Source organism: Methylobacterium sp. E-012, assembly GCF_057836545.1.
In genome coordinates, this window is record NZ_JBYQEY010000001.1 from 1,840,273 (window position 1) to 1,856,705 (window position 16,433).

The 16,433-nt window shown below is 72.0% G+C and carries 13 protein-coding genes; 7 read left to right on the top strand and 6 right to left on the bottom strand.

Features of this window, described 5'->3' with window-relative positions:
• Nucleotides 1-62 precede the first annotated feature (62 nt).
• The 4 genes from AC3IF1_RS08725 (at nucleotide 63) to AC3IF1_RS08740 (ending at nucleotide 4,602) form a co-directional block, all read left to right on the top strand.
• Entirely contained in the window at nucleotides 63-1,268 is a 1,206-nt protein-coding gene (locus AC3IF1_RS08725) for a trans-sulfuration enzyme family protein (RefSeq protein ID WP_489217227.1), read from the top strand.
• 475 nt (nucleotides 1,269-1,743) lie between these two features.
• Nucleotides 1,744-2,208 (top strand): hypothetical protein, encoded by a 465-nt coding sequence (locus tag AC3IF1_RS08730; protein ID WP_489217228.1) that lies wholly within the window; start codon nucleotides 1,744-1,746, stop codon nucleotides 2,206-2,208.
• Between the two features lie 126 nt (nucleotides 2,209-2,334).
• Complete coding sequence (locus tag AC3IF1_RS08735) at nucleotides 2,335-3,264, top strand: AEC family transporter (RefSeq protein WP_243966924.1); 930 nt, start codon at nucleotides 2,335-2,337, stop codon at nucleotides 3,262-3,264.
• Between the two features lie 108 nt (nucleotides 3,265-3,372).
• Nucleotides 3,373-4,602 (top strand): acyl-CoA dehydrogenase, encoded by a 1,230-nt coding sequence (locus AC3IF1_RS08740; protein ID WP_489217229.1) that lies wholly within the window; start codon nucleotides 3,373-3,375, stop codon nucleotides 4,600-4,602.
• A 287-nt stretch (nucleotides 4,603-4,889) separates the two neighbouring features.
• Here the strand turns inward: AC3IF1_RS08740 and AC3IF1_RS08745 are convergent, their stop codons facing one another.
• The 3 genes from AC3IF1_RS08745 to tcuA form a co-directional block, all read right to left on the bottom strand.
• Entirely contained in the window at nucleotides 4,890-5,276 is a 387-nt protein-coding gene (locus AC3IF1_RS08745; protein ID WP_489217230.1) for a bleomycin resistance protein, read from the bottom strand.
• 208 nt (nucleotides 5,277-5,484) lie between these two features.
• Nucleotides 5,485-8,652 carry a double-strand break repair protein AddB gene (gene addB, locus AC3IF1_RS08750; protein ID WP_489217231.1) on the bottom strand — a complete coding sequence of 1,056 codons (3,168 nt, stop codon included), beginning with the start codon at nucleotides 8,650-8,652 and terminating at the stop codon, nucleotides 5,485-5,487.
• 218 nt (nucleotides 8,653-8,870) lie between these two features.
• Nucleotides 8,871-10,367: an FAD-dependent tricarballylate dehydrogenase TcuA gene (tcuA, locus tag AC3IF1_RS08755; RefSeq protein WP_489217232.1), complete on the bottom strand. Its 1,497-nt coding sequence runs from the start codon at nucleotides 10,365-10,367 to the stop codon at nucleotides 8,871-8,873.
• A gap of 115 nt (nucleotides 10,368-10,482) precedes the next feature.
• Here tcuA and AC3IF1_RS08760 point away from each other — a divergent pair, with 115 nt between their 5' ends.
• Complete coding sequence (locus AC3IF1_RS08760) at nucleotides 10,483-11,136, top strand: GntR family transcriptional regulator (RefSeq protein ID WP_489217233.1); 654 nt, start codon at nucleotides 10,483-10,485, stop codon at nucleotides 11,134-11,136.
• Between the two features lie 187 nt (nucleotides 11,137-11,323).
• On the opposite strand, the gene AC3IF1_RS08765 is transcribed toward AC3IF1_RS08760, so the two are convergent.
• Genes AC3IF1_RS08765 through AC3IF1_RS08775 form a run of 3 tightly spaced genes read right to left on the bottom strand, consistent with a single transcriptional unit; the run spans nucleotide 11,324 to nucleotide 14,548 of the window.
• The gene (locus tag AC3IF1_RS08765) at nucleotides 11,324-12,367 is read right to left on the bottom strand and encodes a glycosyltransferase (RefSeq protein ID WP_489217234.1); all 1,044 of its coding nucleotides are present in this window, start codon (nucleotides 12,365-12,367) and stop codon (nucleotides 11,324-11,326) included.
• Nucleotides 12,364-13,452 (bottom strand): glycosyltransferase family 2 protein, encoded by a 1,089-nt coding sequence (locus AC3IF1_RS08770; protein WP_489217235.1) that lies wholly within the window; start codon nucleotides 13,450-13,452, stop codon nucleotides 12,364-12,366. Before AC3IF1_RS08770 ends, AC3IF1_RS08765 begins: the two co-directional genes overlap by 4 nt.
• A 1-nt stretch (nucleotide 13,453) precedes the next feature.
• A complete protein-coding gene (locus AC3IF1_RS08775; RefSeq protein WP_489217236.1) occupies nucleotides 13,454-14,548 on the bottom strand; it encodes a glycosyltransferase family 4 protein in 1,095 nt (364 codons plus the stop codon).
• 338 nt (nucleotides 14,549-14,886) lie between these two features.
• On the opposite strand from AC3IF1_RS08775, the gene AC3IF1_RS08780 reads away from it, so the two are divergent.
• Both AC3IF1_RS08780 and AC3IF1_RS08785 read left to right on the top strand, forming a co-directional pair.
• Nucleotides 14,887-15,864, top strand: coding sequence for an SPFH domain-containing protein (locus tag AC3IF1_RS08780; RefSeq protein WP_489217237.1), 978 nt, complete (start codon nucleotides 14,887-14,889; stop codon nucleotides 15,862-15,864).
• Nucleotides 15,865-15,869: 5 nt separating this feature from the next.
• Nucleotides 15,870-16,319 carry an NfeD family protein gene (locus AC3IF1_RS08785; RefSeq protein WP_243966937.1) on the top strand — a complete coding sequence of 150 codons (450 nt, stop codon included), beginning with the start codon at nucleotides 15,870-15,872 and terminating at the stop codon, nucleotides 16,317-16,319.
• The last annotated feature ends 114 nt before the right edge of the window (nucleotides 16,320-16,433 follow it).

The following is a 16,433-nucleotide window of genomic DNA, read 5'->3' on the forward strand; positions in this document are numbered from 1 at the left end:
ACGGGTTGCCGAGCCCCCTGCGCCGTGGCACGCGCCCGTCTCCATCCGCCGGGAATCGCCAGATGTCACAGCCTAACGCGCCGCAGGGTTTATCGGATACCCGGCGCGACGGAATGTCTGATTTGGCGCCCCGGAGCCTCGCCGCGCAGGCGATGGGCTGGATCGAGCCTCAGACCCGGGCGGTGGTGAGGCCGCTCCACCTCTCCACCACCTTCGTCCGCGACCCCGACAACGGCTACAGCTCGGGCTACAGTTACGCCCGACCCGACAATGCCACGGTGCGCGAGACCGAAGCGGTCCTGGCGATGCTGGAGAATGCCCGGGCCGGCGCCCTGCTGTTCGGGTCCGGCATGGCGGCCGCCACCGCCGCGTTCGGCGCGCTGGAACCCGGCGACCACGTCGTCGCCGGAACCGTCATGTATTGGGCGCTGAAGCGCTGGCTGCGCGAGGAGGCGCCCCGGCGCGGGCTGACGCTGTCGTTCGTTGAGACCGACGACTTAGACGCCCTGCGCGCCGCGATCCAGCCCGGCCGGACCAAGCTCGTCTGGATCGAGACGCCCGGCAACCCGCTTTGGACGGTCACCGACATCGCCGCCGCCGCGGAGATCGCCCACGCCGCCGGGGCCCGGCTCGCGGTCGACTCCACCGCCGCCTCGCCGGTGCATACCCGCCCCCTCGACCTCGGGGCCGACATCGTGATGCATTCGGCGACCAAGATCCTCAACGGCCATTCCGATGTGGTCGCGGGCGTGCTGGCCGGCGCCGCCGCGGACGCGTTCTGGGAGCGGATCCGCGGCATCCGCGCCGGCAGCGGCGGCATCCTCGGACCGTTCGAGGCCTATCTGCTCATGCGCTCGCTGCGGACGCTGCACCTGCGGGCGGCGGCGCAGGCGGAGGCCGCCCTGCGGCTCGCCCAACGCCTCAGTGGGCACCCGCTGGTGAGCCGGGTCCTGTATCCGGGCCTGCCGGACGATCCGGGTTACGCGGTCGCCCGCCGGCAGATGCGGGACGGATTCGGCTACATGCTGTCGATCCGGGTCGCGGGCGGCGAGGCTGGGGCCATCGCCACCGCCGCGCGGGTGCGGCTGTGGAAGCGGGCGACCTCGCTCGGCGGCGTCGAGAGCCTGATCGAGCACCGCGCCTCGGTGGAGGGCCCGGGCAGCGCCTGCCCGCCGGACCTGCTGCGCCTGTCCACCGGCATCGAGGATACGGACGACCTGTACGGCGACCTCGACCGGGCGCTGCGCGACGCGCACGCGGAAGCCTGAGCGCCGCCGAACCAATCCCGGCTGCAGCAGCGGAGCGGCCGGGATCCCTGTCTCCGGCTCGAGCAAGACGTTACCCGCGCAGTCAGACTGCCTGGACGCGGGCTCGGAACGGGCCGACCTTCGACATCAGGCTCTCGGAATGCTGGAACGGCGTCCCGGTCGCCCGCGGAGGCCGGGCGGTGCACCCTGAGCGTCGGTGCGCGTCGCCCTCTCGACCGCGCGGTCGCCGATCCGCGCCGGCGGGTCGCCGACTTCACGATCGCCTGTACGAAGGCCGCCATCGCCTCGGTGGCGGCCGCCACGAGGATCCCACGGGTTCCAACTCAATGGCCCCGTCCGCCGCTCCAGGGCCAGCCCCGCCTCCGTTGGCAACTCGCGATTCGTCACGGTTCGGAAACGGTGCCGAAACCGACGCTGGCGCGTTTTGACGGCGAAGCCTGTTGCGGGCACCACCCAAGCGTGAGCTCTGAACGCCATGAAACGTCTTCCCACAGTCGCCGCCGCGATCCTGCTCGGCGCCCTGGCCGGCCCCGCCCGCGCCGACACGGTGCCGAACCTCGATGTCGAGCAGACCTGCCGGTCCGCGCAGGTCACCAACACGTCGATCAGCGACAAGGCCAATTATGACGGCTGCCTGCGCTCCGAGCGGGAGGCCAGGAAGGAGGCCGAGAATCATTGGGGCAGCTACAGCCCGGCGGCCAAACGGCAGTGCGAGGACCAGTTCAAGGCCGGCGGCTACCCGTCCTACGTCGAGATGGTGACGTGCCTGGAACTCGCTTCCGGCACCGTTCCGACGCAGAGCAGCGACGGGGGCACTGCCGTGGGCGGTCCGGGTTCGCCGCGCGACGTGAAGGTCCAGCGGGAGAACGGTGCCAACCTCACCAAGGAGCCGCCAGCGAGCCAGCGCACGGACCCGATGCAGGTGCTGGAGAACAAGTAGGCCGAGGGCGGAGAGCGGTTTTTCCCGCGGCGGGAGTCGACGACCTATTCTTCGGACGCCGGCGCAAGCGGCCGCGGCGGCATGCTATGGGCGGATATTCCGCCCTCCCGCACACCGCCCGGACCCGTGAACGCCCTCGCCATTATCGCCCCGATCTTCGGGATCGTCCTGATTGGCTGGGCGGCAGCGCTCGCCGGGCTCCTGTCCGAGAAGGTCAGCGACGGCCTGTCTGAATATGTCTTCGCGGTCGCCGTGCCGGCGCTGATCATCGCCACGCTGACGAAGCCCGGCATGAGCGGCACCGTGGCCTGGTCCTACTGGGTCTCGTATTTCGGCGGCGCCGGCCTGTCCTGGTACGTCGGCACGCTGATCGCCCGGCGGCGCGCGGGGATCGAGCGGCGGGGGGCGATCCTGCACGGCTTCGCGGCGAGCCAGTCGAACACCGTGTTCGTCGGCGTGCCGATGATCCTCCAGGCCTATGGCGAGGAGGGCGCCTTTCCGCTGTTCATGCTGCTGGCCGTGCACCTGCCGCTGATGATGGGCAGCGCCACCTTCCTGATCGAATCCGATTCCGGTCTGCCCGTGCTGGCGCGGATCCGCGGCCTCGCCCTGGTGCTGCTCAAGAACCCGATCTTCGTGGCGCTCCTGATCGGCATGGCCATGAAGGGCTTCGGCGTCGCGCCGGCCGGGATCGTCCAGTCCCTCATCGACGCCTTCGCCGGGACCGCCTCGACCTGCGCGCTGGTGGCGCTCGGCGCCGGGCTGAAGCGCTACCGGGTGTTGTTCGACCTCAAGGGCGCGCTGGTGATCGCCGCCCTGAAGAACCTCCTGCACCCGCTCGCCGTGTGGGTCCTCGCCTTCCACGTGTTCTCGATGCCCGCCGCCTATGCGGGGGTCGCCACACTGTTCGCCGCCATGCCGGTGGGGATCAACGCCTACCTGCTGGCGGCGCGCTACCGGACCGAGACCGGGATGGTCGCGGCCTCCGTGCTGGTCTCGACCCTGCTTGCGCCGCTCACCACGCTGGCGTGGCTCACGGTGCTCGGCCGGGCGTGACGGCGGGGCTCGGGCGTCACCCGGTGCGTTGGACGGCACGCCGGACGGGTCTAGGGTAGGCCCAAGCGCGGGCCCGCGAGGCCGGACGCACACCTTGCGAGGAACCCCATGAACGCTCCGATGCGCCCCCCGGGCAGCGCCTCCCCGTCGGCCCCGGCCTCCGCACGCTTCGTCTGGGAGGATCCGTTCCTGCTGGAGGATCAGCTCACCGAGGACGAGCGGGCGATCCGCGACGTCGCCCAGAGCTTCGCGCAGGAGCAGCTGCTGCCGGGGATCGTCGAGGCCTACGCCACCGAGAAGACCGACCCCGGGCTGTTCCGGAAGATGGGCGCGCTCGGCCTTCTCGGCGTGACCCTGCCCGAGGAATACGGCTGCGCGGGCGCCTCCTACGTGGCCTACGGCCTCGTGGCCCGGGCGGTGGAGGCGGTGGATTCCGGCTACCGCTCGATGATGAGCGTGCAATCCTCGCTCGTGATGTATCCGATCCACGCCTACGGCTCAGAGGAGCAGCGGAAGAAATTCCTGCCGAGGCTCGCCTCGGGCGAATGGATCGGCTGCTTCGGCCTGACCGAGCCCGATGCCGGCTCGGACCCGGCCGGTATGAAGACCCGGGCGGAGAAGATCGACGGCGGCTACCGGATCTCGGGCGCCAAGATGTGGATCTCGAACGCCCCCTTCGCCGACGTGTTCGTGGTCTGGGCGAAGTCCGACGCGCACGAGGGCGCGATCCGCGGCTTCGTCCTCGAGAAGGGCATGACGGGTCTCTCGGCGCCGACGCTCAAGGGCAAGCTGTCCCTGCGCGCCTCCACCACCGGCGAGATCGTCATGGAGGGGGTCGAGGTCGGCGAGGACGCGCTGCTGCCGAACGTCTCCGGGCTGAAGGGACCGTTCGGCTGCCTCAACCGGGCGCGCTACGGCATCTCCTGGGGCGCCATGGGCGCGGCGGAGGATTGCTGGCACCGGGCGCGCAGCTACACCCTGGAGCGCAAGCAGTTCGGCCGGCCCCTCGCCCAGACGCAATTGGTGCAGAAAAAGCTCGCCGACATGCAGACCGAGATCGCACTCGGCCTCCAGGCGTCGCTCCGGGTCGGGCGGCTGATGGACGAGGGCCGGATGGCTCCCGAGATGATCTCGCTGATCAAGCGCAACAATTGCGGGAAGGCGCTCGACATCGCCCGCACCGCCCGGGACATGCACGGCGGCAACGGCATCATGGGCGAGTACCACGTGATGCGCCACGCCCAGAACCTCGAGACGGTCAACACCTACGAGGGGACGCACGACGTCCACGCCCTGATCCTGGGCCGGGCGCAGACGGGGCTGCAGGCGTTTTTTTAGGGGGTATCGGCCCGCCGCCCGTCACGCAGAGGCGACGCATTCACCCATCGAACTCCGAGGTCCCTGCATCCTCCCTCCGCATGCAGGCTGCGATGTTCGACAAGGCTGCCGGATGCGGGCAACGGACGGCACCAGACGCGTCTCTCCCCCCTTTGCGGGGGAGGGAGGGCGGGTGGTCGCTCTGGACTGCCAAGGCGTCGACCGGACGTTGATCTCAAGCGCGAAGCATGACCCCGTGAGGTCCGCGGAGGATGCAAAGACGCAGGTCCGCCCGAGGCTCTCCGAACTCAGCCACCCGCGGGGGCCCGGACCCCCAGGCTCTCCACGAGGCGGACGAGGTACCCGTCGGGATCCTGCACGAGGCATTCCCGCTGGCCATGCTCGGCATCCCCGACACGGTACCACGCCTCGCCGGGCCCCTCGAAGATCGGCCAGCCCGCCGCGTCGAGCGCGGCCAGGACCGGATCCAGCGGCTCGACCTTGGTCTGGAGGTTGATCCCCCGACCGAACGGGCGGTGCAGGGCGCCCGTCTCCCAGGACCCGTTGCGCTGGTACAGCATGATCTGCGCCGAACCACGCGTCAGGTAAGCGAAGCGCGCGGCCGGACGGTCGTAGGCGATCCCGAAGCCGAGCAATCCGCACCAGAAGCGAAGGCTGGCATCCAGATCCGTCACCCCCAGTTCCGGAACGAGCGCGGCGAACCCACCCTGCGGTGCGCTGCCCGAGCCCGGCGATCGTGCCCTGGCGGCGGGGTCAGCCAGAGGTTCCGTGCCGGCCATTCGGCCCTCCCGATACGGAACGCGGCTGCCGAGCCTTCGCCAACCGCTCCCAGGAGCGACCTTAGCGCGAGTCACAGGCGGTCGCGAAGGCACGACGAACCCGTCAGCCTTCCCCGCTCTCCTCGCCGCCGAGCGACCATTCCAGCACCCGGGCGAGGTGGTCATACGACCCGTACCGGCTGGCGAATTGCGGGTAGGGCCGGGCCGTGTAGGCCGCCTCGCCGGTCATGAACCGGGCGACCAGACCCCGGAGCCTTGCGGCGTGCTCGGCGACGATCGCCGCGACGTCGCGCTCCTCGCCCCGGGGCGCCTTCACCGGGATCGGCACGAACGGCTTCCGGCCGCCCGAGGCGTGGACGTAGAGCAGGTCCGGCGTCGTCCGCACCGTCGGCAGATCCTTGAAGGCGCCGTGCATCAGCATGGCCGCCTCCAGGGTGAGCTGGGGCGAGAACCCGGAGAAGATCGTCTTCGCCGAGGGCGGCGCGCCGGTCTTGTAGTCGACGATGCAGGCGGAGCCGTCCGGGCGCAGCTCGATCCGGTCGGCCCGGGCGCGCAGGGTGAAGCTCTCAGGCCCCATCGGGATCACCCAGCGCCCGGAGACCTCCGGATGGACCCGGGCCAGGCCGGGACGGCGCTGCGCCTCCCAGTCGAGATAGGCGGCGGCCATGCGCTCGTAGCGTGGCCACCATTCGGCGTAGAGGTTCGGATACTCCGCCTCGATGTCGGCGAAGGCGTTCACCGCGAAGTTGAGCAGCCGCTCCGCCGCATCCGGGGGCAGCGCCCGCGGATGGCGCTCGGCGAAGGCCGCGAACACGTCGTGGACCAGGGAGCCCCGGGTGGCGACGCCCGGGGCCGGCGCCAGCGGATCGAGGGGATCGAGCCCGAGCACGTGGCGGGCAAAGATGCTGTAGGGATCGCGCACCAGCGTCTCGATCTCGGTGACGCTGAGCGAGCGCGGGAACAGGGCCGGGTCCGGTTTCGGCGCGGGGCGTTTCAGCCGCGGTTCCGGCGGGGCGGCGTCGAGCCGGGCGGCGAGGCCGGTGAAACGGCGCCCCGCCTCCACGACCGCATCCCAGCGGGCGTCCCCCGAAAGCGCGCGCAGGCGCTGGATCAGCCGCGACGGCACGGTCGGCGCACCATCGCGCTTGAGCGCCCGGGTGATCAGCACGTCCCGGCAGCCCAAGGCCTGCACGAAATCGTGCGCCATCTGGCCGATGCGCCGCTCGGGCGGGTTGAGGCCGACCCGCTCGCGCATCGGCCGGTTGAGGAAGGAATCGGTCAGCGTCCGCACCGGCCAGACGCCCTCGTCGAGACCGCCGAGCACCATCCGGTCCACCGAGAGCAGCCGCGACTCCAGAAGGCCGAGGATCCGCAGCCGCGGATGCGGCGGCGCGCCGGTACAGGCGACCACGCGCTCCCGGGTAAGCGCCGTGAAGAAGGTCGCGTAATCGTCGAACCGCCCGGGCATCAGGCCGGGGTCGGCCATCTCCAGGTCGTCGAACAGCGCGTCGAGGCAGGACAGGGAGCCGTCCGTCTCCTCCGCGGGGGCGTCCTCCGGCCCGGCGATCAGCTGGTCGCAGGCTTCCCGGTGGCGCGTGGCCGTGGCGACGAGGTCGCAATCCCCGGCCCCGTCCGCCCCCGGGAAATCCCGGAAGACCAGATCCAGCCGGGCGAGCAGGTCCGCGGCCAAATCCCAATCGATGTCCGCCAAGCGCCGCTTGGCCCGGGGCCGGTGCTCGGGCGGGCCGGCGCGCTCGGCCGCGAGGGCGTTGCGCAAGCCGAGAAAACCCGGGGCCGGGACGGGACCGCGCAGCAGCCCGATCTCCAGCGCCGCGGCGCCCCGGACCACGTCGGCGCGCGGCAGCCCGAGATGGACCATCGGGTGCGAGAGCAGGGCGATCAGCCGGGCCGGGATCGCATCGGCCTGATCGCGGGCGAGGTCGGCGGCCAGCTCCGCGGCGAGCCGGGCGAGTCGACCCGCGGGGCTTCCGGCCAGGGCCACCCCGGCCGAGTCCTCGGCGACGATGCCCCAGCGCAGCAGCTCCACCGCGACCCGGCCGGCGAGCCCCCGGTCGGGCGTGACCAGGGCCGTGGTGGCGCCGGGGGTCTTCAGCGCCTCGCGCAGCGCCAGAGCGGCCACCAGGGCCTCCTCCCGCTCGTCGGCGGCCTCCGCCAGCGCCAGCCCGTCGAGACCGCGTCGGGCGAATCCGTCGCGCTCGGCCGGGTCGAGGGCGGCCCAGGCGTCGGTGGTGTCAGCCGGGCGGAGTGCCTGCGAGAGCAGCGCCGCCCGGGCCTCCTGTCCGGCATCGGGCTCGCCCAGGGCGGCGATCTCCGCGCGGCCGAGATTCAGGTTCTCCGGCCCGAGGAGCCGGTGCAGCACCGCCTGCGGGTGGCCATGCGCGATCACCCGCGAAAAGCCCTCGCCGGTGTCGATGCCGTCCCAACCCGCCGCGTCGAGGTCGAGGTCCAGCCCCGGCAGAACCACGGCGCCCCGGGCCAGGCGCGCCACGGCGGCGATGAGCCGGGCGGTGGCGGGGACGGAGCCGAGGGAACCGGCGACGATCACGGGGTCCGGGATGGCGCCGCGCGACAGGCGCCGTTCCTCGGCCTGCACGAGGCCGCGGGCGCGGGCGACGGGGTCGGCCAGCCCGCGTTCGGCGAGGAGTTTTGGCCAGTTCTCGGCGGCGATCTTCACGAAGTCGAGGGTCAGGCCGAAATAGCGGGAATACTCCGCCTCCACGGCGGCGCCGATCTCCGACCAGGGCAGGCCCTCGACGGTCAGCGCGTCCATCAGCCGTTCGAGATCGCCCGCGAGACCGACCGCGTCGGCGGGGGAGGACGGGACCAGGAACGGCACCTCGGCGTCCAGAGGCAGCAGGGTGCGGTCTACGGTCCTGGCCCAGGCCTGGACGAGGCGGGCGAGGATCAGCCGGCGTTCCAGGGGGGGCATGGGCGCGCCCAGCGGGTCGGCATTCGCCTCCAGCAGCGGCTCGGCGGCGAGGTCGAGTTCCGCCTCGTCGGCCTCACCGAGGGGGATCATCCGGGGCAGCAGGGTGGCCCGTCCGGGCGCGTCCCGGCCGAGCCTCTCGGCCAGGATCGCCGCGAGCGCCCGGGCGGCGCGGCGGGTCGGCAGGTAGATGGTGACGGCGGCGAGCGCCAGCGGGTCGTCCGCCACCGGTCCGACGAGCCGGCCGGAGATCAGCGCCTCGGCAAGCGTCGGCAGGAACGGGACGCCGCGGGTGATGGTGAAGACGGCCTGTCGGGCGGGCATGGACGCTTCTACGCCGGTGCGCGCGGCCGGGACAGGGGTTGGTGAGGATCCAAGGCTTGCGGGCGCGAGGCTTCGCAAGACCTGCGGATGGGCTCAGGCACGCCAGCCACCGCCCGCAACGACGGCTCGACGCGTAAGGATCGAGCAATCGGGGCGGGGCCCGGATGTCCCGACCCTCACCGGCGGTGTCGTCCTGAGCCGCGGCTCGAGAGGGGAGCCTATGCCCCCCGCGCCGCGGCGGCGCCGTAGCCCGCGCGCCGGCCGAACACCACGCCGGAGGTCAGGCCCGAACCGCCCGGATAGCCGTTGAAGAACACGCCCCCGACCATCTCGCCGCAGGCGTAGAGCCCGGTGATGGCACTGCCGTCCTCCCGCTTGACCGCGCCGTCGTCGCCGACCTCGACGCCGCCGTAGGTGAACGTGATCCCGCCGGTGACCGGGTAGGCCTTGAACGGCCCGGTGGCGATCGCCTGCGCCCAGTTCGACTTGGGCAGGGCGAGCCCCTTGGTGCCGCGCCCGTCCTTCACGGTCGGGTCGAACGGCACGGTCTCGTCAACGGCGGCGTTGAATTCCGCAATGGTGCGCTTGGCCGCGTCCCGATCGATGCCGTCGAGCAGGTCGAGGAGCCCGTCCAGGGTGTCGGCCTCGACGAAATGCGCGTCGTGGAACCGATACTCGCTGTAGAGCAGGTGATCGACCTTGGCGTCAAAGATCTGCCAGGCGACGTGACCGGGCTGTTCCATGATCGAGCGGCCGAACTGGGCATAGGTGTAATTGCGAAAATTCTTGCCCTCGTCGACGAACCGCTCGCCGTTCGCGTTCAGCATCAGGCCCAGGAAATAGCAGATCTTCCGGTAGTGCTTGCGCTCGCCGTGGGGCAGGTCGAGATTGCCGTAATCGGGGGTGTGCAGGTCCATCGGGGTCGCGTGGCAGCCGCCGTAGAAGCCGTGTGCCTTCGCGCCGAGCGCCAGCGCCATCTCCAGCCCGTCGCCCTGGTTATGCGGCGTGCCGCGGACCCGGGCCTTCTCCCAGCCTGCGCCGATGAAGCGCGTCCGCAACGCGGCGTTCGACTCGAAGCCGCCACAGGCCAGGACCACGGCCTTCGCCCGGAACGTCCCCTGCGGCGTCTCCACTCCGACCACACGCCCGTCCGCGACGACCAGCCCGGTGGCCGGGCAGCCGTAGCGGATCTCCCCGCCGGCCTCGGTGAAGGCCTCGAGTTCCGCCTGGGCGAGGCCGAACCCCTCGTCGTGGGTGGCGAGCGTCAGGCCGCCCCAGAAGACGAAGCGCCCGTCCTTCTCGAAGGACTGGCGGGAATAGATCGGCTCGAACTTCACCCCCTGGGTCGCGAGCCAGCGCAGGGCCGCGCCGCTCTCGTCGATCAGGATGCGCTGCTCGCGGGAGAGCGGCCGGCCGTCGTTGAAGCCGAGCAGGTCGTCCTCGAACTTTTGGGCCGTATAGGCGCCGAAATCGGTCCGGGGCAGGCGCGGATCCTGCGGATCGGCCAACAGCGGGATCAGGTCGTCGTTGCCCTCGTAGACGAACCGCATGGCGCCGGCCGTGTAAGCGGTGTTGCCGCCAGCCAGATCCCGCTCGGCCTTCTCGATCATCAGCACCGAGGCGCCGCGCTCCAGGGCGGCCAGGCCTGCGCTCATGGCGGCGTTGCCGGACCCGACCACCACGACATCCCACGGCCCATCACCTGGACGTTGCATCGCCGTCTCCTCACCCCTCACGATTCGTCGCTGAATTGTATACGCCTGCATGCAATCTGCGGCAAGCGTTCCGCAGCGTGCGGTTTGACGCTAAGGGCCAGGCGAGGAGACCCGGATGAAAGCCAGCGAAGCGGAACGCTCCAGCGGCGCCGGCGCCTACGAGCGCCTGCTGCGGGCGATCGAGGAGGGTGAACTCGTGCCCGGCAGCCGCCTGCGGGAGGCCGAGCTCGCCGAGCGGTTCCAGATCAGCCGCACGCCGGTGCGGGAGGCCTTGGGGCGGCTGGAGGCACAGGGCCTCGTCGCCCACGAGCCGCACCGGGGCGCCAGCGTGGCGCAGCTCGATTACGGGCAGGTCAGCGAGCTCTACGACCTACGCGAGGTGCTTGAGGGGACGGCGGCCCGCCTCGCCGCGATCCACGCCAGCGCGGTCGAAACCGAGATCCTGGAGGAGATGGTCGCCCGGGATCGGTCGCTGATCGGCGACGCGCCGGCGCTCGCGCGGACCAACCGCCTGTTCCACCGGCAGATCCACGGCGCGGCGCGCAACCGCTTCCTTCAGAGCACGCTGGAGACGATGCGCCTGTCGCTGGTGCTGCTGCCGGGCGCCACCACCCTGGCGGCCCCAGACCGCGCCGCGGAGTCCCTCGCCGAGCACGCCGCCATCGTGGCGGCGATCCGGGCCCTTGACGGGGACGGCGCCGAAGCCGCAGCCCGGGCGCATATCCGCGCCGCGTTCAAAGCCCGGATCCGGATCTGGCAGGAGACCTGAGCCACCCCGCAAACGCCCGATCGCTCAATTTTAGTTGCCTTCCCGCGACGGCGCAGCGGGCCTTCTGCAGGACGCTCTCGCGAAGCAACCGGCGCAGGATGCCGGTCCGTCAGGCGCTCCTCGCCCGGACGTCTGGACGGACAGGCGCCGGTATTCCGGAGCCTGTCTTATCCGGCAGACGCCGATGTCATGCCCGCTCGAACGACTGGGCGAGACGCTCGATCGCGGCGGCGGTGGCATCGACCGCGTCCGGCCGGTGCAGGGCGCCGAGCACCGACGGATCGAGGGCGAGCCCCGCCCGGACGAGATCCGGCCATGCGGAAGCGGGGGGCCAGCCCTCATGCACGATCGCGGCGCCGAGCCCGGCCAGGGCCGCCGCTTTCTCGGTCTGCTCGCCGTAGGCCCGCGCCTCCGGCAGGCAGAGGAAGCGCTTGGCCTGCGACGCGGCGAGGGCCACGACCCCGTCGCCGCCGCCGCCGACCATCAAGGCCGCCCCCGCCACCCGAGCGGCAACGTCGGGGACCCAGCCATGCACATGCAGGTTGTCCGGCGTCGCGCCTGAACCCGAGACCGGGCCGAGGACATGCCAGGCGCGATCGGGGACGGCCCGGGCCGCCGCGGCGAGTGCCGCGAGGTCGCCCCCCGCGCCGCCCCGGCCGAACACCACCACGATATCGCGGCTGGTCTCGGTCGCAGCCTGCGCCGGCGCGCCGAGAAAACCCGCGTAGACCGTCTTGGCCCGAATCCAGTCAGGCACGCCCGTGGCCTCCAGCGCCTCGGGGAACGGCGCGAGCAGCCGCGTCGCGCCGCGGAAGGCTTCGAGATGTGGCCGGTCGGTCCGAGTGCCGGCGAGCCGCACCAGCAGCGTCGGCACGGACAGGAGGCGCGCCAGCAGCGCGACCTCAACCGAGACATCCACGACGAGAAGGGCCGGCTCGGTCCGCGCCGCCCATTCGGCGATGCGCGCCATCCGGGCGCGGATGCCGGAATGGTTCAGGGGCGCGTAGTGCAGCGCCTCCGGCCGCTCGGATTCGCCGTCCCGGCCCTCGAAAGCGGCGTCGCCCAACGGGCGGTCGTCGGGCAGGTCGAGGCGATCGAGCCCCGCGGTGTCGAGGCCCGCGAGGGTGCCGAGGATCGTGCAGGGGCGGGGCAGGGCGGCGGCCACCGCCCGGGCCCGCTGGAGATGGCCGGCGCCCTGATGGTGGACGTACCAGCCGATCCCGCGGGTCACGCCGCGGCCCGCAGGGACAGGGCGAGGGCGTCGAGGTCGGCGAGCGCCCGGTCGAGGGGGCATTCCCGCGCGGGCGCCGCCCGGGATTCGAGGATCCGGTCGGCCCGCTCGACGAACGCGATGTCGTTGGGGTAATCTTGCAGGGCGTCGAGGTCATCGTCGCCGAGCCCGAGCTGCCGGCATGCCGCCACCCAGGCCGAGCCCGTGAGCCGGTATGCCTGGCGCAGGGCCGCCCGGCGCAGGATCAGCGCCTGCCAATGGGCCGCCTCGGGGAGGAGATAGGCTTCCCCGTCGAGGACCCGGGCGCGGCGGGCCATCTCGGTGGCCATCCCGCCCGAGACCCGCCCCTGGTGTCGGGCCGAGACCATCACCCGCACGTCCGGGCAGTGGCGCAGCCGAGCGCCGTGGGCGCGCAGCAGGCCGACCAAGGCGTTGTCCTCGCCACAGGGCAGCGGCGGCAGGCCGCCGACCGCCCGATAGAGCGAGACCGGGACCGCGAGGCTCGCGCCGGTATGGTCGCCGTGGCGCGGGGCCGGGTCGTAGGGCGGCGGGTCGAGCAGGTCCTCCAGGCGCCGGACGCCGGACCAGTAGCGCTCGATTCGGGCGTGGAGCTCGGCGAGCTTCGGATCCGCATCACCGTCCTCGTCGATGACGAGCCGGCCGCCGACCACGTCCGCCTGTTCGAGCGCCCGCATGTTCGCCACGATCCAGTCGGCCGGCAGGCGGGCATCCGCGTCGGTGGTGAGCAGGATTCCATCCGGAACGCCGTCATCCGCCAGCCAATCGGCGCCGGCATCGAGCGCCATGCGCCTGGCCGTGCCGACATGGGCCTGTGCGCCGACGAGATCCGCCTCGATCAGCCGGATCTCCAGCCCGGGCCACGCGCCCGCCGCCTGCCGGGCCCGAACCGTCGCTGCCGTCCCGTCCGTGCAGTTGTTGGCGACGACGACGACCCGCAGCCGTGTCGCGACCTCGACCTGTCCGGCCAGGGATGCGAGCAGGATCGGCAGGCGCTCCGCCTCGTTCCGCGCCGGGATGCAGACGACGCAGCGTGAGGGACCAGGCCGGACCGCGTCGGCGCGCATGTCAGCCTCGTCCGCCCGCGACCCGCAGCGCCGGCCGCGCCCGTTCGGCGCAGCGCGCCATGACGGCCTCGTAGGCCTCCAGGTAGCGTGCGGTCATCGCGGCGGCGTCGTAGAGCGCCTCGGCCCGATCGCGGCAGGCGCGCCGCGACAACCCGGCGGCCGCCCGGATCGCCACCGAGAGGTCCTGCGCATCGTCCGGATCGGCCAGCTGGCCGCATTGCGCGTCGAGGATGTCGGGCATGGCACCGCGGCGGAAGGCGGCCACCGGCGTGCCGCAGGCCAGGGCCTCCGCCACCACGAGGCCGAAGGGCTCCTCCCAGCACGGCGACACGATCGCCACCCGGGCGCGCCCCAGATGGTGGGCGAGTTCCCGGTGCGGCAGATGTCCGAGATGGGTCAGGTCCGGCCCGAGCCGCGGCGCGATCTCGGCCGCCCAGTAAACCGGATTGAGCTTCGGCCCCGCGAAGGTCAGCGGCAGGCCGGCCGCCCGGGCGGCGTCGATGGCGAGGTGCAGACCTTTCTCGGGCACGATCCGACCCGACCAGAACGCGAAGGGCGCCGCATCGGGAGCCTCGGAGAACGCGAAGGTCGAGAGATCGACGCCGTTATCGACCACCTGGGCGTCGGGCACCAGGGAGGCCCATTCCTGCGCCAGGGACGGCGAGACCGCCAGGAAGGCCATGTCCGGATCGGCCTTCATCACGCCGCCGACCAGGGCCTCGAAGGGTGGCGTGTGCAGCACCGTGACCCACGGCAGGCCGATTCGGGCGCTCTCGCGCAGGGGCAGGGCATGCAGGGCGTTGTTGTGCACGAGGTCGAAGCCGCCGGCCGCGACCATCTCCATCATCCGCCGGTAGGCGTCGTGCTCCGCGCCGTCGATCGCCGCCTCGCGCTCGGGATCCATCAGCGCGTCACCGGTGGGATCACAGAGCATCACCGGATCCAGCGCCGGGTCCGATCCGCGGCTGGCGAACAGCGTCACGTCGTGCCCGTGGCGCTTGAGGGCGACGGTGAGCAGGTGCGTGTGCATCTCCAGACCGCCCGCATAGGGCTGGCCGATCGGGTACTTGAGATGTGCGAGGACAGCAATCTTCACGCGCGCACCGGATCTGGTTGGGTAGGGATATCTACCGCTCGCAGCGGTGCGGAAGGATTTCTTTCCGCGGCGAGGTAGCAGGTATCATGCCGAGAATGTCTTCAGCAAGCGTTGCACCGGGGAAGCCGAAGCAACGACGAGCGCGACGCTGCCACACTTCCTAGGCCCTGCGGCCTGAACCATTGATGATCGGAACGATGGGTCCCTTGTTCACCCGGGCCATCGGCCGCCACCCGGCGGTGCGGGTCGGGATCGCGGTGCCGCTTCGCGGTTCGGCCGGCCCGGTCGCGGGGGAGGGGGCCGCTCGCTAGGCTGCGGGGCGGAGAGGGGACTGGGCGATGGATCTTTCGTTGGGGCTGAGCGTGTTCGCGGTCGGTGCCGCTTCTCTGGCGGTCGTCACCCTGGCGGCCGGGGTGAAGATCGTGCCCCAGGGCTACGTCTACACGGTGGAGCGATTCGGCCGCTACGCCCGGAGTCTCGGCGCCGGCCTCGCGCTGATCGTCCCGTTCATCGAGCGCGTCGGGCGGCGGGTCAACGTGATGGAGCAGGTGATCGATGTGCCGAGCCAGCAGGCCTTCACCCGCGACAATGCCGGCGTGACCATCGACGCGGTCGTGTTCTACCAGGTGCTCGATGCGGCCCGCGCTTCTTACGAGGTCTCGAACCTCGCCCTCGCCGCCACGACCCTGACCATGACCAATATCCGCACGGTGGTCGGCGCGATGGATCTCGACCAGCTCCTCGCGCACCGCGACGAGATCAACGAGCGCCTGCTCCGGGTGATGGATGCGGCCGCCGCGCCCTGGGGCGTGAAGATCAACCGGATCGAGATCAAGGACATCCTGCTGCCCCCCGACCTCGCCGGCGCCATGGCCCGGCAGATGAAGGCCGAGCGCGAGAAGCGTGCCTCGATCCTGGAGGCGGAGGGCCAGCGCGCCGCCGACATCCTGCGGGCGGAGGGGCGCAAGCAATCGGCGATCCTGGAGGCGGAAGGCCGCCGCGAGGCCGCCTTTCGCGATGCGGAGGCCCGCGAGCGCTCCGCCGAGGCCGAGGCGGCGGCGACCGGGATGGTCAGCCGGGCGATCGCCGAGGGCGACATCGCGGCGGCGAATTTTCTGGTGGCGGAGAAGTATGTGGACGCCGTGCGGGCGATCGCGACCGCGCCGAACCAGCGGGTCGTGGTGGTGCCGATCGAGGCCGCGGCGCTGGCGGGCACGCTCGGCGGCATCGGCGAACTCACCCGGGCGGTCTTCGGGGAGGCGTCGCAGGCCCGCCGTGCGGGCGCGCCGCCCGACGTCGCCGCGCCGCGGCGCTGACAGCCATGACCGATACCCTCGGGATCCTCGCGGCCCTCGGCCCAGCCTGGAGCTGGGTGATCGCCGGCCTCGTCCTGTCGGGGGCCGAGATCGCGGTGCCGGGCGTGTTCTTGATCTGGTTCGGCCTGGCGGCCTTGGCGACCGGGCTCGCCGCGGCGCTGATCCCGATGCCCTGGCAGGGTCAGACCCTGCTGTTCGCAGGCCTCGCCGTGGTCCTGGTCGGGATCGCCACCCGCCTGTCCAGCCGGGCCAGCCCTCGCGACGCCATGCTCAACCGTGCCGACCGCGGCCTGATCGGTCGCGCGGGCGTGCTCGCCGAGCCGATCGTGCAGGGCACCGGCCGCCTCCGCTTCGACGACACGCTCTGGCGCGTCGAGGGACCGGATCTGCCGGCCGGAGCGCGGGTGCGGGTGGTCGGGCTGTCCGGGACGGTGCTGCGGGTGGAGGGATTTTGAGGGGCGGGGCGTTGGGCGCGGCGCGACGGGTTTGTCGGAGACTGCGCCCGACCCATCCTTGCCTCGCTGAGGCGGGTCTCAGCTTCCCAAAAGCAGATGCCGGTTCGAGGAGCG

Excerpts from the sequence above, each read along its gene's own strand:
- addB (WP_489217231.1), bottom strand. The coding sequence starts at position 8,652 with ATGCCCGCCCGACAGGCCGTCTTCACCATCACCCGCGGCGTCCCGTTC.
- AC3IF1_RS08770 (WP_489217235.1), bottom strand. The coding sequence starts at position 13,452 with ATGCGCGCCGACGCGGTCCGGCCTGGTCCCTCACGCTGCGTCGTCTGC.
- AC3IF1_RS08725 (WP_489217227.1), top strand. The coding sequence starts at position 63 with ATGTCACAGCCTAACGCGCCGCAGGGTTTATCGGATACCCGGCGCGAC.
- AC3IF1_RS08730 (WP_489217228.1), top strand. The coding sequence starts at position 1,744 with ATGAAACGTCTTCCCACAGTCGCCGCCGCGATCCTGCTCGGCGCCCTG.
- AC3IF1_RS08780 (WP_489217237.1), top strand. The coding sequence starts at position 14,887 with ATGGATCTTTCGTTGGGGCTGAGCGTGTTCGCGGTCGGTGCCGCTTCT.
- AC3IF1_RS08785 (WP_243966937.1), top strand. The coding sequence starts at position 15,870 with ATGACCGATACCCTCGGGATCCTCGCGGCCCTCGGCCCAGCCTGGAGC.
- AC3IF1_RS08760 (WP_489217233.1), top strand. The coding sequence starts at position 10,483 with ATGAAAGCCAGCGAAGCGGAACGCTCCAGCGGCGCCGGCGCCTACGAG.
- tcuA (WP_489217232.1), bottom strand. The coding sequence starts at position 10,367 with ATGCAACGTCCAGGTGATGGGCCGTGGGATGTCGTGGTGGTCGGGTCC.
- AC3IF1_RS08740 (WP_489217229.1), top strand. The coding sequence starts at position 3,373 with ATGAACGCTCCGATGCGCCCCCCGGGCAGCGCCTCCCCGTCGGCCCCG.